Source organism: Streptomyces sp. NPDC041122 (genome assembly GCF_055592445.1).
This window is the reverse complement of the sequence record NZ_JBVIYQ010000007.1, coordinates 170,716-185,537: the sequence shown is the minus strand read 5'-3', so window position 1 is coordinate 185,537 and position 14,822 is coordinate 170,716. Positions and strand designations below refer to the sequence as shown.

At 70.8% G+C, this 14,822-nt stretch carries 15 protein-coding genes and 2 pseudogenes; 7 read left to right on the top strand and 10 right to left on the bottom strand.

Annotated features, from left to right (window positions below; translation table 11 throughout):
* The first annotated feature begins 40 nt into the window (after nt 1-40).
* Entirely contained in the window at nt 41-910 is an 870-nt protein-coding gene (locus ACZ6B8_RS25175; protein WP_471071548.1) for a TauD/TfdA dioxygenase family protein, read from the top strand.
* A gap of 126 nt (nt 911-1,036) precedes the next feature.
* On the opposite strand, the gene ACZ6B8_RS25170 is transcribed toward ACZ6B8_RS25175, so the two are convergent.
* Nucleotides 1,037-1,486, bottom strand: a complete 450-nt coding sequence (locus ACZ6B8_RS25170) for a spore-associated protein (RefSeq protein WP_471608715.1) — start codon at nt 1,484-1,486, stop codon at nt 1,037-1,039.
* A 146-nt stretch (nt 1,487-1,632) separates the two neighbouring features.
* Nucleotides 1,633-2,361, bottom strand: coding sequence for a trypsin-like serine peptidase (locus ACZ6B8_RS25165; protein WP_471608714.1), 729 nt, complete (start codon nt 2,359-2,361; stop codon nt 1,633-1,635).
* 538 nt (nt 2,362-2,899) lie between these two features.
* Here ACZ6B8_RS25165 and ACZ6B8_RS25160 point away from each other — a divergent pair.
* Nucleotides 2,900-5,215 (top strand): glycosyl hydrolase family 18 protein, encoded by a 2,316-nt coding sequence (locus ACZ6B8_RS25160; RefSeq protein ID WP_471608713.1) that lies wholly within the window; start codon nt 2,900-2,902, stop codon nt 5,213-5,215.
* A 50-nt stretch (nt 5,216-5,265) separates the two neighbouring features.
* On the opposite strand, the gene ACZ6B8_RS25155 is transcribed toward ACZ6B8_RS25160, so the two are convergent.
* On the bottom strand, nt 5,266-5,727 hold the full coding sequence (locus ACZ6B8_RS25155; protein WP_471071561.1) for a MarR family winged helix-turn-helix transcriptional regulator: 462 nt from the start codon (nt 5,725-5,727) through the stop codon (nt 5,266-5,268).
* 95 nt (nt 5,728-5,822) lie between these two features.
* Here ACZ6B8_RS25155 and ACZ6B8_RS25150 point away from each other — a divergent pair, with 95 nt between their 5' ends.
* Entirely contained in the window at nt 5,823-6,197 is a 375-nt protein-coding gene (locus ACZ6B8_RS25150) for a VOC family protein (RefSeq protein ID WP_471608712.1), read from the top strand.
* A gap of 171 nt (nt 6,198-6,368) precedes the next feature.
* On the opposite strand, the gene ACZ6B8_RS25145 is transcribed toward ACZ6B8_RS25150, so the two are convergent.
* Nucleotides 6,369-6,731, bottom strand: coding sequence for a hypothetical protein (locus ACZ6B8_RS25145; RefSeq protein ID WP_471608711.1), 363 nt, complete (start codon nt 6,729-6,731; stop codon nt 6,369-6,371).
* Nucleotides 6,732-6,893: 162 nt separating this feature from the next.
* Between ACZ6B8_RS25145 and ACZ6B8_RS25140 the strand changes: the two genes are divergently transcribed.
* The 3 genes and pseudogenes from ACZ6B8_RS25140 to ACZ6B8_RS25130 form a co-directional block, all read left to right on the top strand.
* The gene (locus ACZ6B8_RS25140) at nt 6,894-7,220 is read left to right on the top strand and encodes a hypothetical protein (RefSeq protein ID WP_471608710.1); all 327 of its coding nucleotides are present in this window, start codon (nt 6,894-6,896) and stop codon (nt 7,218-7,220) included.
* A 283-nt stretch (nt 7,221-7,503) separates the two neighbouring features.
* A complete protein-coding gene (locus ACZ6B8_RS25135; protein WP_471608709.1) occupies nt 7,504-8,187 on the top strand; it encodes an HNH endonuclease family protein in 684 nt (227 codons plus the stop codon).
* Between the two features lie 41 nt (nt 8,188-8,228).
* A pseudogene (locus ACZ6B8_RS25130) lies at nt 8,229-8,378 on the top strand (uS14 family ribosomal protein); the annotation flags it as partial.
* A 158-nt stretch (nt 8,379-8,536) separates the two neighbouring features.
* Here ACZ6B8_RS25130 and ACZ6B8_RS25125 read toward each other — a convergent pair.
* The 4 genes and pseudogenes from ACZ6B8_RS25125 to ACZ6B8_RS25110 form a co-directional block, all read right to left on the bottom strand.
* Entirely contained in the window at nt 8,537-9,634 is a 1,098-nt protein-coding gene (locus ACZ6B8_RS25125) for a carboxylate-amine ligase (RefSeq protein WP_471071580.1), read from the bottom strand.
* Between the two features lie 178 nt (nt 9,635-9,812).
* Nucleotides 9,813-11,003 carry a spore photoproduct lyase family protein gene (locus ACZ6B8_RS25120; protein WP_471608708.1) on the bottom strand — a complete coding sequence of 397 codons (1,191 nt, stop codon included), beginning with the start codon at nt 11,001-11,003 and terminating at the stop codon, nt 9,813-9,815.
* 275 nt (nt 11,004-11,278) lie between these two features.
* Nucleotides 11,279-11,946 (bottom strand): annotated as a pseudogene (locus ACZ6B8_RS25115) (metal-dependent transcriptional regulator).
* Between the two features lie 7 nt (nt 11,947-11,953).
* Complete coding sequence (locus ACZ6B8_RS25110) at nt 11,954-12,487, bottom strand: YbhB/YbcL family Raf kinase inhibitor-like protein (protein ID WP_471608707.1); 534 nt, start codon at nt 12,485-12,487, stop codon at nt 11,954-11,956.
* Nucleotides 12,488-12,616: 129 nt separating this feature from the next.
* Between ACZ6B8_RS25110 and ACZ6B8_RS25105 the strand changes: the two genes are divergently transcribed.
* Complete coding sequence (locus ACZ6B8_RS25105; RefSeq protein ID WP_471608706.1) at nt 12,617-13,312, top strand: GntR family transcriptional regulator; 696 nt, start codon at nt 12,617-12,619, stop codon at nt 13,310-13,312.
* Nucleotides 13,313-13,415: 103 nt separating this feature from the next.
* On the opposite strand, the gene ACZ6B8_RS25100 is transcribed toward ACZ6B8_RS25105, so the two are convergent.
* Both ACZ6B8_RS25100 and ACZ6B8_RS25095 read right to left on the bottom strand, forming a co-directional pair.
* Nucleotides 13,416-13,643, bottom strand: coding sequence for a hypervirulence associated TUDOR domain-containing protein (locus ACZ6B8_RS25100; RefSeq protein WP_471608917.1), 228 nt, complete (start codon nt 13,641-13,643; stop codon nt 13,416-13,418).
* A gap of 108 nt (nt 13,644-13,751) precedes the next feature.
* Nucleotides 13,752-14,771, bottom strand: coding sequence for a LysR family transcriptional regulator (locus tag ACZ6B8_RS25095; RefSeq protein ID WP_471608705.1), 1,020 nt, complete (start codon nt 14,769-14,771; stop codon nt 13,752-13,754).
* Nucleotides 14,772-14,822 lie beyond the last annotated feature (51 nt).

Below are 14,822 nucleotides of genomic sequence, written 5' to 3'. Positions count from 1 at the left end.
ATTCCCACCACCCCGACCCGCCGCACCCCAGGAGGACGCTGTGGAGCAGTACGAACTCGATGCCCTCGAAGCCATCACGACCAGGCAGCCGAGGGGCTACCGGGAGATCTCCGTGGCTCCCCTGACCCCCGTCATCGGCGCCGAGGTCTCCGGTGTGCACCTCGGCCGGCTGTCCGACGCGCAGCTGGCCGAGATCAGGACGGCCTTCCTCGACCACCACGTCCTGGTCTTCCGGGACCAGGAGATCACCGTCGAGGAGCACAAGCGCTTCGCCGGCCGGTTCGGCGAGCTGCGCCCGGTGAACCCGCCGCCGCCGGAGGGCGATCCGTGCGTGCTGGAGATCAAGACCGGAGCGGCCGACGCGAACGTCGCGGGGAACGCCTGGCACGCGGACGGCACCGCCGACGCCGAGCCCTCCCTCGGTTCGATGCTCCACATCACCGAGATACCGAAGGGCGACAGCGGCGGCGACACGCTGTTCGCCAACATGCACCTGGCCTACGAGATGCTCTCACCCACCTGGCGCGGGCTCCTCGACGGCCTGACCGCCGTGCACGACGGGAAGCAGAGCTTCCGCGGCTACACCATCCCGCCGAACTACGAGGTCCCGGTCAACGAACACCCGCTCGTGGTCCGCCACCCCGAGACCGACCGCCCGATCCTCTACGTGAACCAGGCGTACACCTCGCGCATCCCGCAGCTTTCGGAGGACGAGAGCCGGGCGGTGCTCGACATGCTGTTCGCCCTCGTCACCGACCGACCGCTGCTCACCTGCCGGGTCCGCTGGGCCCCGAACACCCTGGTGTTCTGGGACAACCGTTGCGTCCAGCACCACGCGACGTACGACTACTACCCGTTGACCCGCTACGGCCGCCGCGTGGCGATCAACGGCGGCCCCCTCAAGGGCTGATCGCCTCATGTTGATCGGCTCAAGAACTGACCGGCGGTCCAGGCAGGAGTGGGCCCCGCGCAGCGGACTTCGAGCATCCTGCGCGGGGCCTGCGGTCGTGCGGTGGACGTGGCGCGACGGTGCGGATCAGCGGACCGTGGTGACCCGGTGTTCCCTCAGGGCGCCGCAGTTGGAGCCGTAGACGCTCACGTACACGTTCTTGATGTTGCCGCCCCAGTCGACGCAGTGCCCCTTGCCGTAGACGGAGGCCGGGCCGGCGTACGAGGTGTAGACGCCGCTGTCCGAATCACCCTGGTCGGTGTCGGCCACGTACACCCAGGCCGACATGTCCATGGCCGTACCCGGGTTGCTGCGGATGGTGGCCACACAGTTGCGGCCGTTGGACGCGTTGTAGGTCAGGTAGATGGTGCCGAGCGAGCCCACCGACGCGGAGTTGACCGTCTTGTAGCTGCTGCCGCACACCTTCTGCGGTGTGGTGTTGGCCGCCGCGGACGCCGGTGACGCCAGGACGGCAGAGGACCCTGCCACCAGCGCGGACACGGCCGCCAGCGAAAGCACAGAACGCCTGAGTCGCATATCTCCCCCTTGTGGTCTTTCTGGCTTTTTGTTTGTGCTATGTGTGACACACCGCACACGAAAAGGGTTGTCGCGGCATCGGCGATTGGCCGAGAATATTCGACTTGGCCGGTACTGGACGCTCCAGTCGTGCGGCGCCGGATGCGTCAGCCGTGCGTGGCCCTGGCGTACAGGGCGGCCGCCTCGACGCCGAGGATCACGCTGTACGAGACGTCGGGGGTGTCACCGCCGCCGTGGTAGCCGCCGAGAACGCCGGTCAGATGGCCGTCGGCGGTGACCCACGGACTGCCGCTGGTACCGGTGCCGAAGTCGGGGCAGCCGATGCGCTGCTGGCCAGCGCGAAAGCGGCGCGCGGTGTTCGTGCAGGTGCGCGGGGCGTCCTCGTCGGACGGGTAGCCGGTGACGGTGACGCGGTGGCCGGTGCCCGCCGCGGTGTCCAGGACATTGGCCCCGGTCACGTCCTCGACCCGTCGGCCGTGCAGGGGTTCGAGCACGGCGAAGGCGAGGTCGTGGTCCTCGGCCTCGTCGTGGGTCCAGTGGTCGTCGGCGTGGACGCGGTTGATCGTCCACAACCCGTAGGGCGCCTTGCCGTCGTGGTAGCCGGGGGCGAAGGTGACACCCTTTCCGTCCCCGAGGCAGTGGCCGGCGGTGGCGATGAGATCGCGGCCCTTGCTGTGCACCACGGACGCGGTGCAGAAGTGGCGGCCGTCCAGGCCGCCCTTGAAGAGGGCGCCGACCCGCGCGCTCTCGGGGGGCTGCGGCTCGGGGCTCACGGCCGGGGTGACACCGCGAGGCAGCGCATGACTGTCCGCCAGCGCGAGGCACGAGAACAGGGCGCCGACGGTGAGCAGCGCCCGCAGGCGCCCACGTTTCACCCACACGCGCCTCATCCGCCACTCCCCTCGTCCGGTTGCCGGGAAGCATGCCCGAGGAACCTGAGGATTCACTGTGACGCCACCCACAAATGGCCCTGATCGACGATGAATATCCGCAGGCCGGCGCGTTAACGACCGAAGGCCGGCATGCCGTCCACGCGGGTCCGGCCACGAACCCCGCTCCCACCCGGCCCGTCCCGCCGCACATCACCGGAGCACGGTCTCACTCCCCTTGAACTGTCGCTGCACTCAGGCCAGTTGAGGGCGCAGCGATCCTCACCCCGAGTCAAGTCGAAGCAAAATTTCCACCGATTGGTCCAGTCCATTACGGGCTCAGGAGCGCGACAGAGGGCTTCGCCACCCCGGATTGGTACGGCCCGGACGCCTCTCCGTCCGCATTGACATGCCCACGAGCGGTGGTTCCCTGAGAGGCCTGTTTCGCAGAAGGTCTGGACCACAGCGGGTCCGGACCACGGTCGGACCGCGCCCCCATAGGTCTGGCACCGCATCAGGTCGGCCTCACTCCCCAAGGAGAGCCGTGTCCCCACTCAGATCCGCAGCCAGACCTCACCCGTCCCCGGCCGGGCCCCGGCGCCTCATCGCGATCCTCTCCGTGCTCGCACTCGCACTGGCCGGGCTCACCTCGCTGGCGGCCCCCGCCGTTGCCGCCGCCAAGCTCACCGCCACCTTCGTCAGCGAGGGCAGCGGTTCGTCCTGGACCGGCAAGTTCGTCGTGAAGAACAGCGGCGACACCGCCGTCGACACCTGGTCCCTGGAGTTCGACCTGCCCGACGGCGTCACCGTCGGCGACCACACCCACGGCACGGCAGAGGTCAAGGGCAAGCACGTGGTCGTGACGCCCGCGTACTACAACGCCCGCGTCCCCGCGGGGCGGGACACCGAGCCGTACAGCTACACCTTCCGCGGCAGCGGTCAGCTCAAGGCGCCCACCGGCTGCCTCATCAACGGCGACAAGTGCGACGGCACCGCGGCCGTGCCCCCGAAGGCACCCACCGGACTGAGTGTCGCCGACACCACCGCCCGTACGGTCAGCCTGAAGTGGACGGCGGCCGCGCAGGGCGACTTCCCCGTCGCCTCGTACGAGGTGCTGCGCGGGACCACCGTCGTGGCGGCCAGCGCCACCACACAGGCCACGGTGCGCGGCCTGGAGCCGGCGACGGCCTACCGGTTCAGCGTCCGGGCCAAGGATTCGCGTGGCAACACCGGCGACGCCGGCGCCCCGGTCACGGCGACCACCGTGGACCCCGCGACCGACACCGTGCCGCCCACCGCGCCCCGTAACCTCCGCTCCTCCGAGGTCACTTCGAGCACCGTGAAGCTCGCCTGGGACGCGGCCACCGACAACCAGCGCGTCGCCGCGTACGACGTCTACCGAGGCACCACCCTCGTGGAGAGCCTGCCCGCCGACACCCTCACCAGCACCGTCACCGGCCTCGCGCCCGCCACCGAGTACGCCTTCACCGTCAAGGCGCGGGACGCCGCCGACAACACCTCGCCCGCGAGCAACACCGCGGCCGTCACCACCAAGGACCCCGTCGGCCAGGACGGTTACGCCAAGGTCGGGTACTTCGTGCAGTGGGGCATCTACGGACGGCAGTACTTCGTACGGGACCTGGAGACGTCCGGCGCCGCGGCGAAACTCGACGTCATCAACTACGCCTTCGCCAACGTCGACCCGAAGAACCTCACCTGCCTCAACGGCGTCACCAAGGGCACCACGCAGAACCCCCAGGACCCCAACCAGGGTGACGGGGCCGGGGACGCCGAGGCCGACTACGGCCGGGCCTTCCCCGCCGGGCAGTCCGTGGACGGCGTCGCCGACGACGGCTGGGGCAAGCTGCGCGGCAACTTCAACCAGCTGAAGAAGCTCAAGGCCAAGCACCCGAACCTCAAAGTCGTCGTCTCGCTCGGCGGCTGGACGTACTCCAAGTACTTCTCCGACGTCGCCAAGACGGACGAGTCGCGGAAGAAGTTCGTCAAGTCCTGCGTCGACATGTACATCAAGGGCAAACTGCCCGCGTACAACGGCGCGGGCGGTGACGGCGTCGCCGCCGGCATCTTCGACGGCTTCGACCTGGACTGGGAGTGGCCCGGATCGCCGGACGGCCACCCCGGCAACCACTGGAGCACCGACGACAAGGCCAACAACACGGCCCTGATAGCGGAGTTCCGCAGGCAGCTCGACGCGCTCGGCGGCAGCCACCGGCTGCTCACCGCCTTCACCCCGGCCGACGCCAAGAAGATCAACGACGGCTGGGACCTCAAGGAGGTCTTCACCTACCTGGACTTCGGCAACGTCCAGGGCTACGACTTCCACGGCGCGGGCAGCGACAACTCCTGGGAGCCCCATCGCACCGGCCACCAGGCCAACCTGTACAAGGACGCGCAGAGCCCGTACGCCAACGACTTCAGCGTCGACGACGCCGTGAAGGTGTACACCGATCAGGGCGTCAAGCCGCGCAAGCTGACCATCGGCTTCCCGTTCTACGGGCGCGGCTGGCAGCAGGTCGCCGACGGCGGCACGCACGGCGAGTGGCAGAGCGCCAACGGCGCCGCGCCGGGCCAGTTCCAGGAGGAGGCGGGCACCCGCGGCTACGACAACCTCGTCGCGAGCCTGCCGAACCTGACCGTCTACCACGACGAACAGTCCGTCTCCACGTACGGCTACACGGGGGCGAACGGCCAGTGGTGGTCCTTCGACGACGCCTGGTCCATCGGGAAGAAGACGGCGTACATCAAGTCCAAGGGCCTGCTGGGCGGCATGATCTGGGAGATGTCCGGAGACACCTCGGACAACGTCCTCTTCAACGCCCTGGACCGCGGCCTCAAGTAACGCTCACGGCGACCGCCGCCCCCGCCCGTGCGGGGGCGGCGGCGTCCGGATCAGCCCTCCAGGGCAGTCGCGATGCGGTCGAGGTCGGCGCGGAGCGCCGTGAGGCGCCGGGGCTCCATCCCCGCGATCATGCGCTCCTCGACGGCGTACACGGAAGCCTGGACCGCGGCGAGACGCGCCCGGCCCTCTTCGGTGAGGCGTGCGGGCAGGGCCCGGCCCTGATCGGCGGTGGCGGGGCGGATGATCAGCCCCGCCTCCTGCAGTCCCCGCAGGACGACGTTCCCGGACTGACGGGTGACGAAGGTCGCCCGGGCGAGGTCCGCGTTGGACATGCCGGGGTGCTGGGCCAGGAGTTCGAGGGTGGAGTACTGCGGCACGGTCAGCCCGTGCTCGCGCAGGACCTTGTCCATCGCGCCGCGCAGGGCGGCCTGGGCGCGTTTGAGCAGGTACCCCACGTGGTGGGTGATGTCGTCCGCCGGACGCACGGGCTCGGTCGGCTCGCTCTCCTTCATGTCAGCATTTTGACATAGGTACCTCCACGCCGTAACCTTCATGTCAAAGTCCTGACATACACCCATGCCTGAATACACCAATGAGGGAAGCGCACATGTCTTCTGTCGCCATCGACGGTCCCGACTTCGTCGCCCTGCAGGTCCACGACGTGGAGGCCGCGGCCGCCTTCTGCGAGCAGCACCTGGGCCTGCGCCGCGCCGCGGTCTCGCCCCCGCACGCGGTCGTGTTCGACACCAAGCCGACCCCGTTCGCGGTCCGCGCGCTCCTCCCGGGCGTCGACCTCACCGACGCCGCGCGGCCGGGCCTCGGCGTGGTGCTCTGGTTCAGCACCACGGACGCTCATCGGCTCCACGACCAGCTCGTCGCCGCCGGCGTCAAGATCGTCGAGCCCATGGCGGACAGCCCCTTCGGGCCGAAGTTCTCCTTCGAGGGCCCGGAGGGGTACACCCTCACCGCACACGGCGGCTGACCCGCGCCGCCGCCTCGGCGAGCAGGTCCTGCGAAATCCCCCAGCCGCCGGGCGCCCGCGGGGTCGACGACGTAGTGGGCGACGCCGTGCAGCGTGCCGGAGCGCCGGTCGACGATGCGCGGTGGCCCTCAGCTGCGGTGCGCCTGAGGTCTCTTGGGGCCGGGTCCGACCTCAGGTGGCGGCGGGCGGCCCCTCGACGTAGGCAGTCAGTCCGGCCACCGCCTCCTCGGCCCGGGCGGACCGTCCGGTGAAGTCCTCGTCGCACTGCTCGGTGATCAGCCGGCCGATGTCCCGGCGGCGCCACTCGGACACTGTCCCGTCCGGCTTGGCGCCATCGGTCCCGACGGCGGCCCGTGCCCGTTGCAGGGCGCGGCTCGCGGCGGGGAGATCGCCCTTGAGACGCTCCAGCCGGGCGAGGACGGACGCCTCCGCGGCCTTGTCCCGTCCCGTGTCCTGGAGCGAGACGAGGTGGGACTGGGCGCGGGCGGACTGAGCCTGATCGCCGAAGCGTTCCAGGGCGCGGCTCAGTTTCACCGCCCGAGGAAGCGTGGAGCACCACCCTTCCCGTACCGAGCCGACCGGCCCTCACGCCAACGGCGGCTCCGCACATTCCACTTGGCCAGTGAGGTCGCGATCAGGGAGTCTGGCGGCATGCTACTGCCGCGTACACACGAGAGGACCGGACTCATTGAGGTCGTGCGCATCACGGATCCCACCAGGCACATCGTTTCGGAGGACCTGTCCGGCGAGACGGTCGCCATCTGGGAGGGCGACCGGGTTGGGCGGACGCTGTCCCTGATCGGCGACCTGCCCGGCGGCGAACTGTACCGCTGCTTCCTCCCCGGCTGGGGAATCAGGGCGCACGACTCCACCCATCAGCTCTTCGCGATCGCCTTCTGCTTCCGCTGTCACGGCGCCCGCCTCTGGGGGCCGGACCTCCTTCCCGTCGAACAACAAGGCCAGACCTTCGACGCGGAGAGCCCCGGGGCCCTCGAACTGCTGGGCTGGTTCCGCTCGTTGTAGGACCGCCCGTTGGGCCCCCGCCCCTCATCTTTGCCGCTGCCTCCGCTGCTGCCGCCGGACGACCAACTCCAACCCGAGCAACATCAGAACCAGTCCTCCGCCGAAGTACAGGAAACGCAACACGGCGTCCGGCCAGAACGGATACCCGTGGAACGGCAACCCGATCACGGCGTATAGCGCGGGGTCACCGAGGAGACGTCTCCGGTACGACCTATCCGCCCAGCGGGTGACGCCACCCGGGTATGTCCGGCGCGTGCCCCGCGGAGCCGGTAGCACTGCTTCCATGTTCACCTTGACCGCGCCGGCCCTCGCCGCCGCCACCTTCGCTCTCCTGCCCCACGCCGCCCCAGTCGCCCACCCCACCTCGCCCGTGCCCCAACCTCAGCAGATGAGTCTGGCCGCGGCGATCAACCGGCTGCCGGTCGCCGATGAGTCCCGCGACGGTTACGTGCGCAGCGCCTTCAAGCACTGGGTGGACGCCGACCACGACGGGTGCTCCACCCGCGCCGAGGTGCTGATCGCCGAGTCCCGGACCGATCCGGTCATCAAGGGGACCTGCCAGGTGACGGGCGGCACTTGGTTCTCGTACTACGACGGGAAGACCGTCACCGATCCCCGCGGCCTCGGCATCGATCACACGGTCCCGCCCGCGGAGGCGTGGGACTCGGGAGCTTCGGCATGGAGCAGCGAACGGCGCGAGGACTACGCCAACGACCTGATCGCGGACCGCAGCCTCGTCGCGGTCACGGCCGAGGCCAAGCGCAGCAAGGCCGACCAGGATCCGGCCGAGTGGCTGCCGCCGCTCGCCGACGCCCGCTGCACCTATGCGGCGGACTGGATCTCCACCAAACTCCGCTGGAAGCTGTCCGCGGACCGCGCCGAGATCACCGCCCTGCGGGAGCTCGCCGAGGGGTGCGGCCACCAGCAGATCGACGACGTCCGGGCGGTGGCACCGGACACGGCGTGAAGCCCCGGATCCACACATCGTGAAGCCTCAGTTCCACACCTCCGCGCATCTGTGCCACCCGCGTGCGCAACGGTGACGGCGTCGACGGCCGCCCTCGGGGGCATCCGCGGAAGTTCGGGCTCTCCCGGGTCCGTGTACGGGAGCAGGCGCACGCCGGTTTTCTGCCCGGCGTCACGAAGTCGTCCTCGTAGGTGTGGTGTCGGGGGCGCGGGCCCGGTGCTCGGGTCGCGCCCCCTCACTCAGGGGCGCCTCGCCCGGAACGCGGGTGCTCGTGGCCTGAGTGCCTGCGCTGACACAGACGCGGACGCAGGCGAGGAGGCGGCTCTCCGACAGGGTTCACCACACCGCTTCACGAGGAAGCGCACGTCTCCCCCGCGATCAGGTCCGCGAGGGCCGGCGGACCCCCCTCGGCCAGGGCGCGGCGCTGCCGGTCGGCGGGCGTGCCCTCCTGGAGCAGCCGGTGCACCAGCGCGGTCACCTCGCGGGTGTCGCCCGCCTCCTCCAGCGCCGGAGCGAGGTGATCGAGCAGCATGCAGAGCACGTCACCGGCGCGGCGCGCCCGGCCCGCCGGGTCGATGAGGAGGCCGCTGAGCCCGTGCCGGGCCGCGTGCCAGTTGGCGGCCTGGAGCAGTTCGGGCGGGCACTGGGGCGCGGGAGTGCCCGCCTTCTGTTCCCGCAGTGCGGTGGCGGTCAGCGCGCGGACGAGTCCGGCGAACATGACCGCCGCGTCCGCGCGCAACTGGACGTCGGCGCACCGCACCTCGACCGTCGGGTACCGCTCGGAGAGCCTCGCCTGCCAGTACAGCTGGCCGGTGTCGACGATGGTGCCGGTGTGCAGGAGCGAGCGGACGCGGCTGTCGTGGTCGTCGAGCGACGTGAAGTGCGGCGGTGGGCCGCTGACCGGCCAGCGGCCGAAGATCACCGTGCGCCAGCTCGCGAACCCGGTGTCCTTGCCGTCCCACAGGGGCGAGTTCGCGGACATGGCCACGAGGACGGGGAGCCAGACACGGATGCGGTTCAGGACGTCCACGCCCGTCTCCTTGTCCGGCACGGCGGCGTGTACGTGCATGCCGTTGACGAGGTTCTCGTCCACGAGCTGCGGGGCGTGGGTCCGCAGGGCGAGATAGCGGGCGACACGCGTCACCGGAACGGGCGACGACGCCCGGAACGGGGCCACCCCACAGGCGGCGATCCGGCAGCCGAGCTTCTCCGCCGCCGTTCCGACCGCGTGCCGCAGGCGCAGCAGATGGCCGCCGACCTCGTCCAGATCGGTGCACACGGGGGTGGCGACCTCGACTTGGGCCTGCAGCAGCTCCGGCTGCACCTCGGTGTCCTCGGCGATGGGCCCCAGCCCGGCGGCGGCCCGGACCCGCTCTCCCACCGGCACCGGCATGCAGGTGTCCGGATCGAGCAGCAAGTACTCTTCCTCGACCCCAATGGTGATCATGTCGCCTCAGGTACCCCGGTTAAAGGTGATGAATCGGGCAGATCGGTACGTCGGACGGCCTCATCGTCCGTCACCGGTCACGGCACCCGCAACACGGCGAAACGCGCCACGTCGGCCTGCGGCACGCGGTGGCGTACGGCCGGCGCTCGGTGGCGTACGGCTCTGACGTCGACGGTGGTCAGAAGGCGTACCTGATCCGCAGCCAGGGCGCGCGCTCCGCGATCAGGTGCCGGAGTCGCGCCAGGGACCGCTGCTTGACCTCGACGGCGTAGCGCACGTTGAGGGCGCCGTTCCGGGAACGCTTCGCCTCCTGGATGTCGGGCCGCCACAGCGCCTCCTCGGCGCGGGGGTGCCATCCCAGGTTGACCTCGTGGAGCGCCCGGTTGTGGGTCAGCATGATGATCTCGGCCGCCGCCTGATCCTTGACCCGGGCGGGCAGGACGTCGTCAAGGTGGGTGAGCAGGTCGGCCCAGTCCCGCTCCCATCCCGGCCGCAGGACGACGGGCGAGAGGTTGAAGTGGACCTCGTATCCGGCGTCGAGGAAGTCGGCGGCAGCGGCGATCCGCTCCGGTACGGGACTGGTGCGGATGTCCAGCAGCCGCGCGTCGTCGGGCGGCATGACGGAGAAGCGCACCCGGGTGCGGCCCTGGGGGTCGAGAGCGAGCAGGTCCGGATTGACGAACTTGGTCGCGAAGGACGCCTTCGCCGTCGGCAGCGCGCGGAAGGCGGCGACGAGATCCGCTGTGCTGTCGCTGACCAGGGCGTCGACGGAGCAGTCGCCGTTCTCACCGATGTCGTAGACCCACGCGTCGGGGTCGCACTGGTTGGGTTCCGTCTTCGGGCCCTGGGCCCGCACGTGGCGCCGGATGTGGGCGACGATCGCCTCGGTGTTGGTGAAGAGGGTGATGGGGTTGGCGTAGCCCTTGCGGCGGGGGACGTAGCAGTAGGCGCACGCCATCGCGCACCCGTTGGAAGGTCCGGGCGCGATCCAGTCGGCCGATCTGCCGTTGGGCCGCGTCACGAGGTGCTGCTTGACGCCGAGCACGAGCGTCTCCGTCTTGACGCGGACCCACCGCTCGACGTTGCCGTCGTTGCCGTGCAGGGAGGGGATGCGCCAGTGGCTGTCCACCTCGGTCACGCGCACGCCCGGCAGGCGGTCCAGGATCTGCCGGCCGCGCGGCGAGTCCAGGGCCGCCGGCTCCGCGTAGACCTCCCGTACGTCGAGCATGCGGCGCGCCTGGGGGCTGTCCCTGAACGGTGCGGGGGCGGAGGGCGGGACCACGGTGTCCGCCCATCCGAAGAGCGCCTGCTGCTCGGGCTCCGCCGGCGCCGGGCCCGCCGCGTCGGGTTCCGCCGGGCCTGATGCCATCGGGCCGGACTCCATCGGGCCGGATCCCGCCGCTGAGCGATCCACGTGTCGTCGTTCCTGTCGTCCGTGGCCATGCCGCTGCCACCTCGTGCAGCCCTGCCCGTCCCTTCCGACTCTGCCACCTTTGGACGCCCCGGCCTCGCCCGGACGGCTACGGGCAGGCTGCGAGCGCGGCCCGTCGCCGTGATCGGTACGGCGTGCTGGCCCTCTCGGGACTGAGCAAGGGCCCCGATCACGGGTTGTGATCGAGGCCCCAGCTGTTCCCGTGGCCGGGCTCAGTGCGCGGCCACCAAGACGCAGGCCGCCGCGCCCAGGGGCAGTTCGGCGGTACCCGCCCCGCCACCGACCCGTACGCCGCCGGGTGTCGACGTCACGGTGATCACCGCGCCGGGCCTGATCCCGGCATGCCGCAGCGTGTGCTCTCCCCGATGCGCCGGACCAGCGCGCTCGCGCCGTCGGGTCCAGGATCCAGCTCGCTGAGGCGGACCGCGTCCTCCTCGGTGGCCGGGCCCGTGCCGCCCTCGTGGCCCAGCTCCTCAAGACAGGGGATGGGGGTGCCGTAGGGCGACGTGGTCGGGTACCGCAGCAGTTCCAGGACGCGGCGCTCGACGGCTTCACTCATCTCGTGCTCCCAGCGGCACGCCTCGGCGTGGACCTGCTCCCATCCCAGGCCGATCATCTCGACCAGCAGGCATTCCGCGAGGCGGTGCTTGCGCATGACCCGCGTCGCCAGCCGCCGGCCGTGCTCGGTCAGCTCCACGCGCCGGTCGTCGGCGACGCGCAGCATTTGGTTCCGTTCCAGGCGGGCGACGGTCTGGCTGACGGTGGGGCCGCTCTGGTCCAGGCGTTCGGCGATGCGGGCGCGCAACGGCACCACGCCCTCCTCCTCCAGCTCCAGGACCGTGCGGAGATACATCTCCGTGGTGTCGATCAGGTGCGTCATCCGCAGCTCAGGCCCGGGTTTCCGCGGTGGCGGTCAGGACGGCGCGTCCGAGTATGTGCCCGGCCATGGTGAAGCCGAGGACGGCCGGGGTGGCGTCGGCCGGGACGCCGATGGACTCGACGTCGAGGGCGTGCACCACCACGAAGTAGCGGTGCGGGCCGTGTCCGGCCGGCGGGGCGGCGCCGATGAAGCGCGGCGCGCGGGCGTCGTTGGGCAGCTGGTAGGCGCCCTCGGGCAGCGCGGAGCCGGTGTCGTCGCCCGCGCCCTCCGGCAGCTCGGTGACGGAGGCCGGAATGTCGGCGACCGCCCAGTGCCAGAACCCGGAGCCGGTGGGGGCGTCGGGGTCGTAGACGGTGACGGCGTAGCTCAGGGTGCCGTCCGGGGCGCCGCTCCACGACAGCTGCGGGGAGCGGTCCTTGCCGCCGGGGAGGCCGGAGGAGAGCTGCTCGGCGGGCCATGCGGCGCCGTCGGTGACGGTGGTGCTCGTAACGGTGAAGGAAGCCGCCTCGGGGAGGCGGGCGAAGGGGTCGTTGGCGCTCATCGCGTCGTCGTTCCTTTCAAGCCATGCAGGAAGTAGGGCGGCCTCGGGGTCTGCCTCCGCATTCCGTCGCCGCTGAATCGACGATAACATTAATAATCGATTCTTAATGAGATCGTCTACGATGGGCCCATGACGCAGACGGCCGTCACCCCGACCTCACCGGGCAAGCAGATGCTCTCCGAGCAGGTCCACGCCCACCTGCGGGACGCGATCATGCGCGGGGATCACGCCCCCGGTGACGCGCTCAAACCGCAGGACCTCGCCAAGGAACAGGGCGTGAGCCTGGCGGTCGTGCGCGAGTCGCTCGTACGGCTGGTCGGAGAGGGGCTCGCCGACCGGCTCCCGAACCGCGGCTTCGCCGTCCCGGCCGTCTCCGACCACCGCTGGCAGGAGATCGCGGAAGCGCGCCGGGCCGTCGAGCCGGTCATGCTGCGGATGTCGATCGAGCGTGGCGACGTCGACTGGGAGGCTCGGGTGCGCGCCGCCCACCACCGGCTGGCCCGCACCCCGGCATACGAACCGGACGAGCGCGAGCACTACACCGAGGCGTGGGCCGAGGCCCACCGGGTCTTCCACCACACCCTGCTGGACGGGTGCGGAAACCGGGCCCTGCTGGAGACCTTCGACCGGATGTGGCTGGCGAGCGAGCTGACGCGCCGCTGGTCCGCGCTGCGCCTGCCCGATCGCGACGGCGCCCCCGAGCACCGCCGGCTGGAGGAGGCCGCGCTGGCCCGCGACGCCGACACGGCGGTCGAAGTGCTCGTCCGGCACCTCACGCTGACCGCGGCGGGCCTGACCGACGGGCCGCACGACGGAACCGCGTAAGGAGGGCGTGCGCGCAACCGCCCACCAGGTGGCACCGACCTCAACTCACTTGGTACTGACCGGAGTTCACTCCGGTGACCCATGAGTCACGGCAAAACACCTGTCAGGAACTGTTGCCCTTCCGGCGCAGCGACTCCGGTTTGTGGACGGCCGTGCGGCCGGACTTCTCGCTCTCCACCTCGTACTGCGGTTCCTCCGTGGAGGCGTCGACCGTGCGCCCCGCCGCCTCCGTACGATCGGTGATCTTCTTCTTCACCGACCCCGGCACGGTCTGGCCGTGGCTCTTCCAGGAGACGCGATCGCCCTTCTTGAACTTCTTGTCCTTCGCCACGCTCCACTCACCTTCCCTCGGCCGCGTCGGCCACGTGACGGCGACCGACAGGACGAGCAGATCTTCGAGCCCGGAGAGATCGCCCCCGAGCCCTGGATCCACGACCGCTCATACGTCCGGTCTAAGCGCCCGCGCGCCCTCTCGCGACTCGGGCGACGCCGGTCGGTGCCCCGCCGGGCCCACGAGGTGTGCCTGGTCCGCCTCCGGAAGCCAGTCCCGCTGCGGCGCGTAGTCCAACCAGCGCCGGGTGCGGCCCGCTTCCGTGAAACCGCGCAACAGGGCGTCGAGGCGTGCGGGGCGGTGGGACTCGCGCCAGGCGAGCGACCACGCGTAGAGCGGGGTGGGCGCGGTGAGCGGGATCGAGCGCAGGCCCGTGCGGTCGGGAAGCGGCGCGTCGCTGGGGAACAGGGTGAAGCACGTCGGGTCACCGCGAACGTGCTGGACGAGGTGGTCGAGTCCCAGGTTGGGGCCGTCCTGGCGCCGGGTGAGCCCGAACTCGTCCGCGAACCGCTCCAGGAAGTCGAGGCGGGACAGCTCGGCCGGGCACCACAGCGTGCTGTCGCGCAGATCGGTCGGACGCAGTTCGTCCGCGTCGGCCAGCGGATGGGAGGCGCAGACCACCGCGTCGACGGGCTCCAGGCGAACGACCCGCTGGGCGAGGCCGGCGTCGCGGCCGCCCGGCAGCGGGTGCACCCGGCCGAACCCCAGATCGGTGTCCCCCCGCAGGAGCGCCTGCGCGGCGGACGGCCAGTCACGTGCGGGGCCCGGTTCCAGGCGCACCGCGCCGAGCGTCTCCACGGCCTGTGCGACGGTGCGCATCGGCGCGTAGAGATGGCCCCACACGTCGATCCGTACGATCGGTCCGGCGCCCAGTGCGGCCTCGACCGCGCGCGTGCCCGCCGCGAGGACCTCGCGCGCGCAGGGCTCGAACCGTTCCCCGGCCTCGGTCAGCCGCGTGCCGCCCTCGCGTTCGAACAGAACCACTCCGAGCAGCGATTCCAGCCGTGCGACGCGCTTCGACAACGCCTGCTGGCTGGTGTCCAACCGTGCGGCGGCGCGCCCGAAGTGCAGCGTCTCGGCGGTCGCGACGAACGAGCGGACCAGGACGAGGTCGAGGTCCAGTTCCATGCCGCTGACCTTATATGACAACCGCGCGTTGTCGGCCGGTCAGTTCGGTTG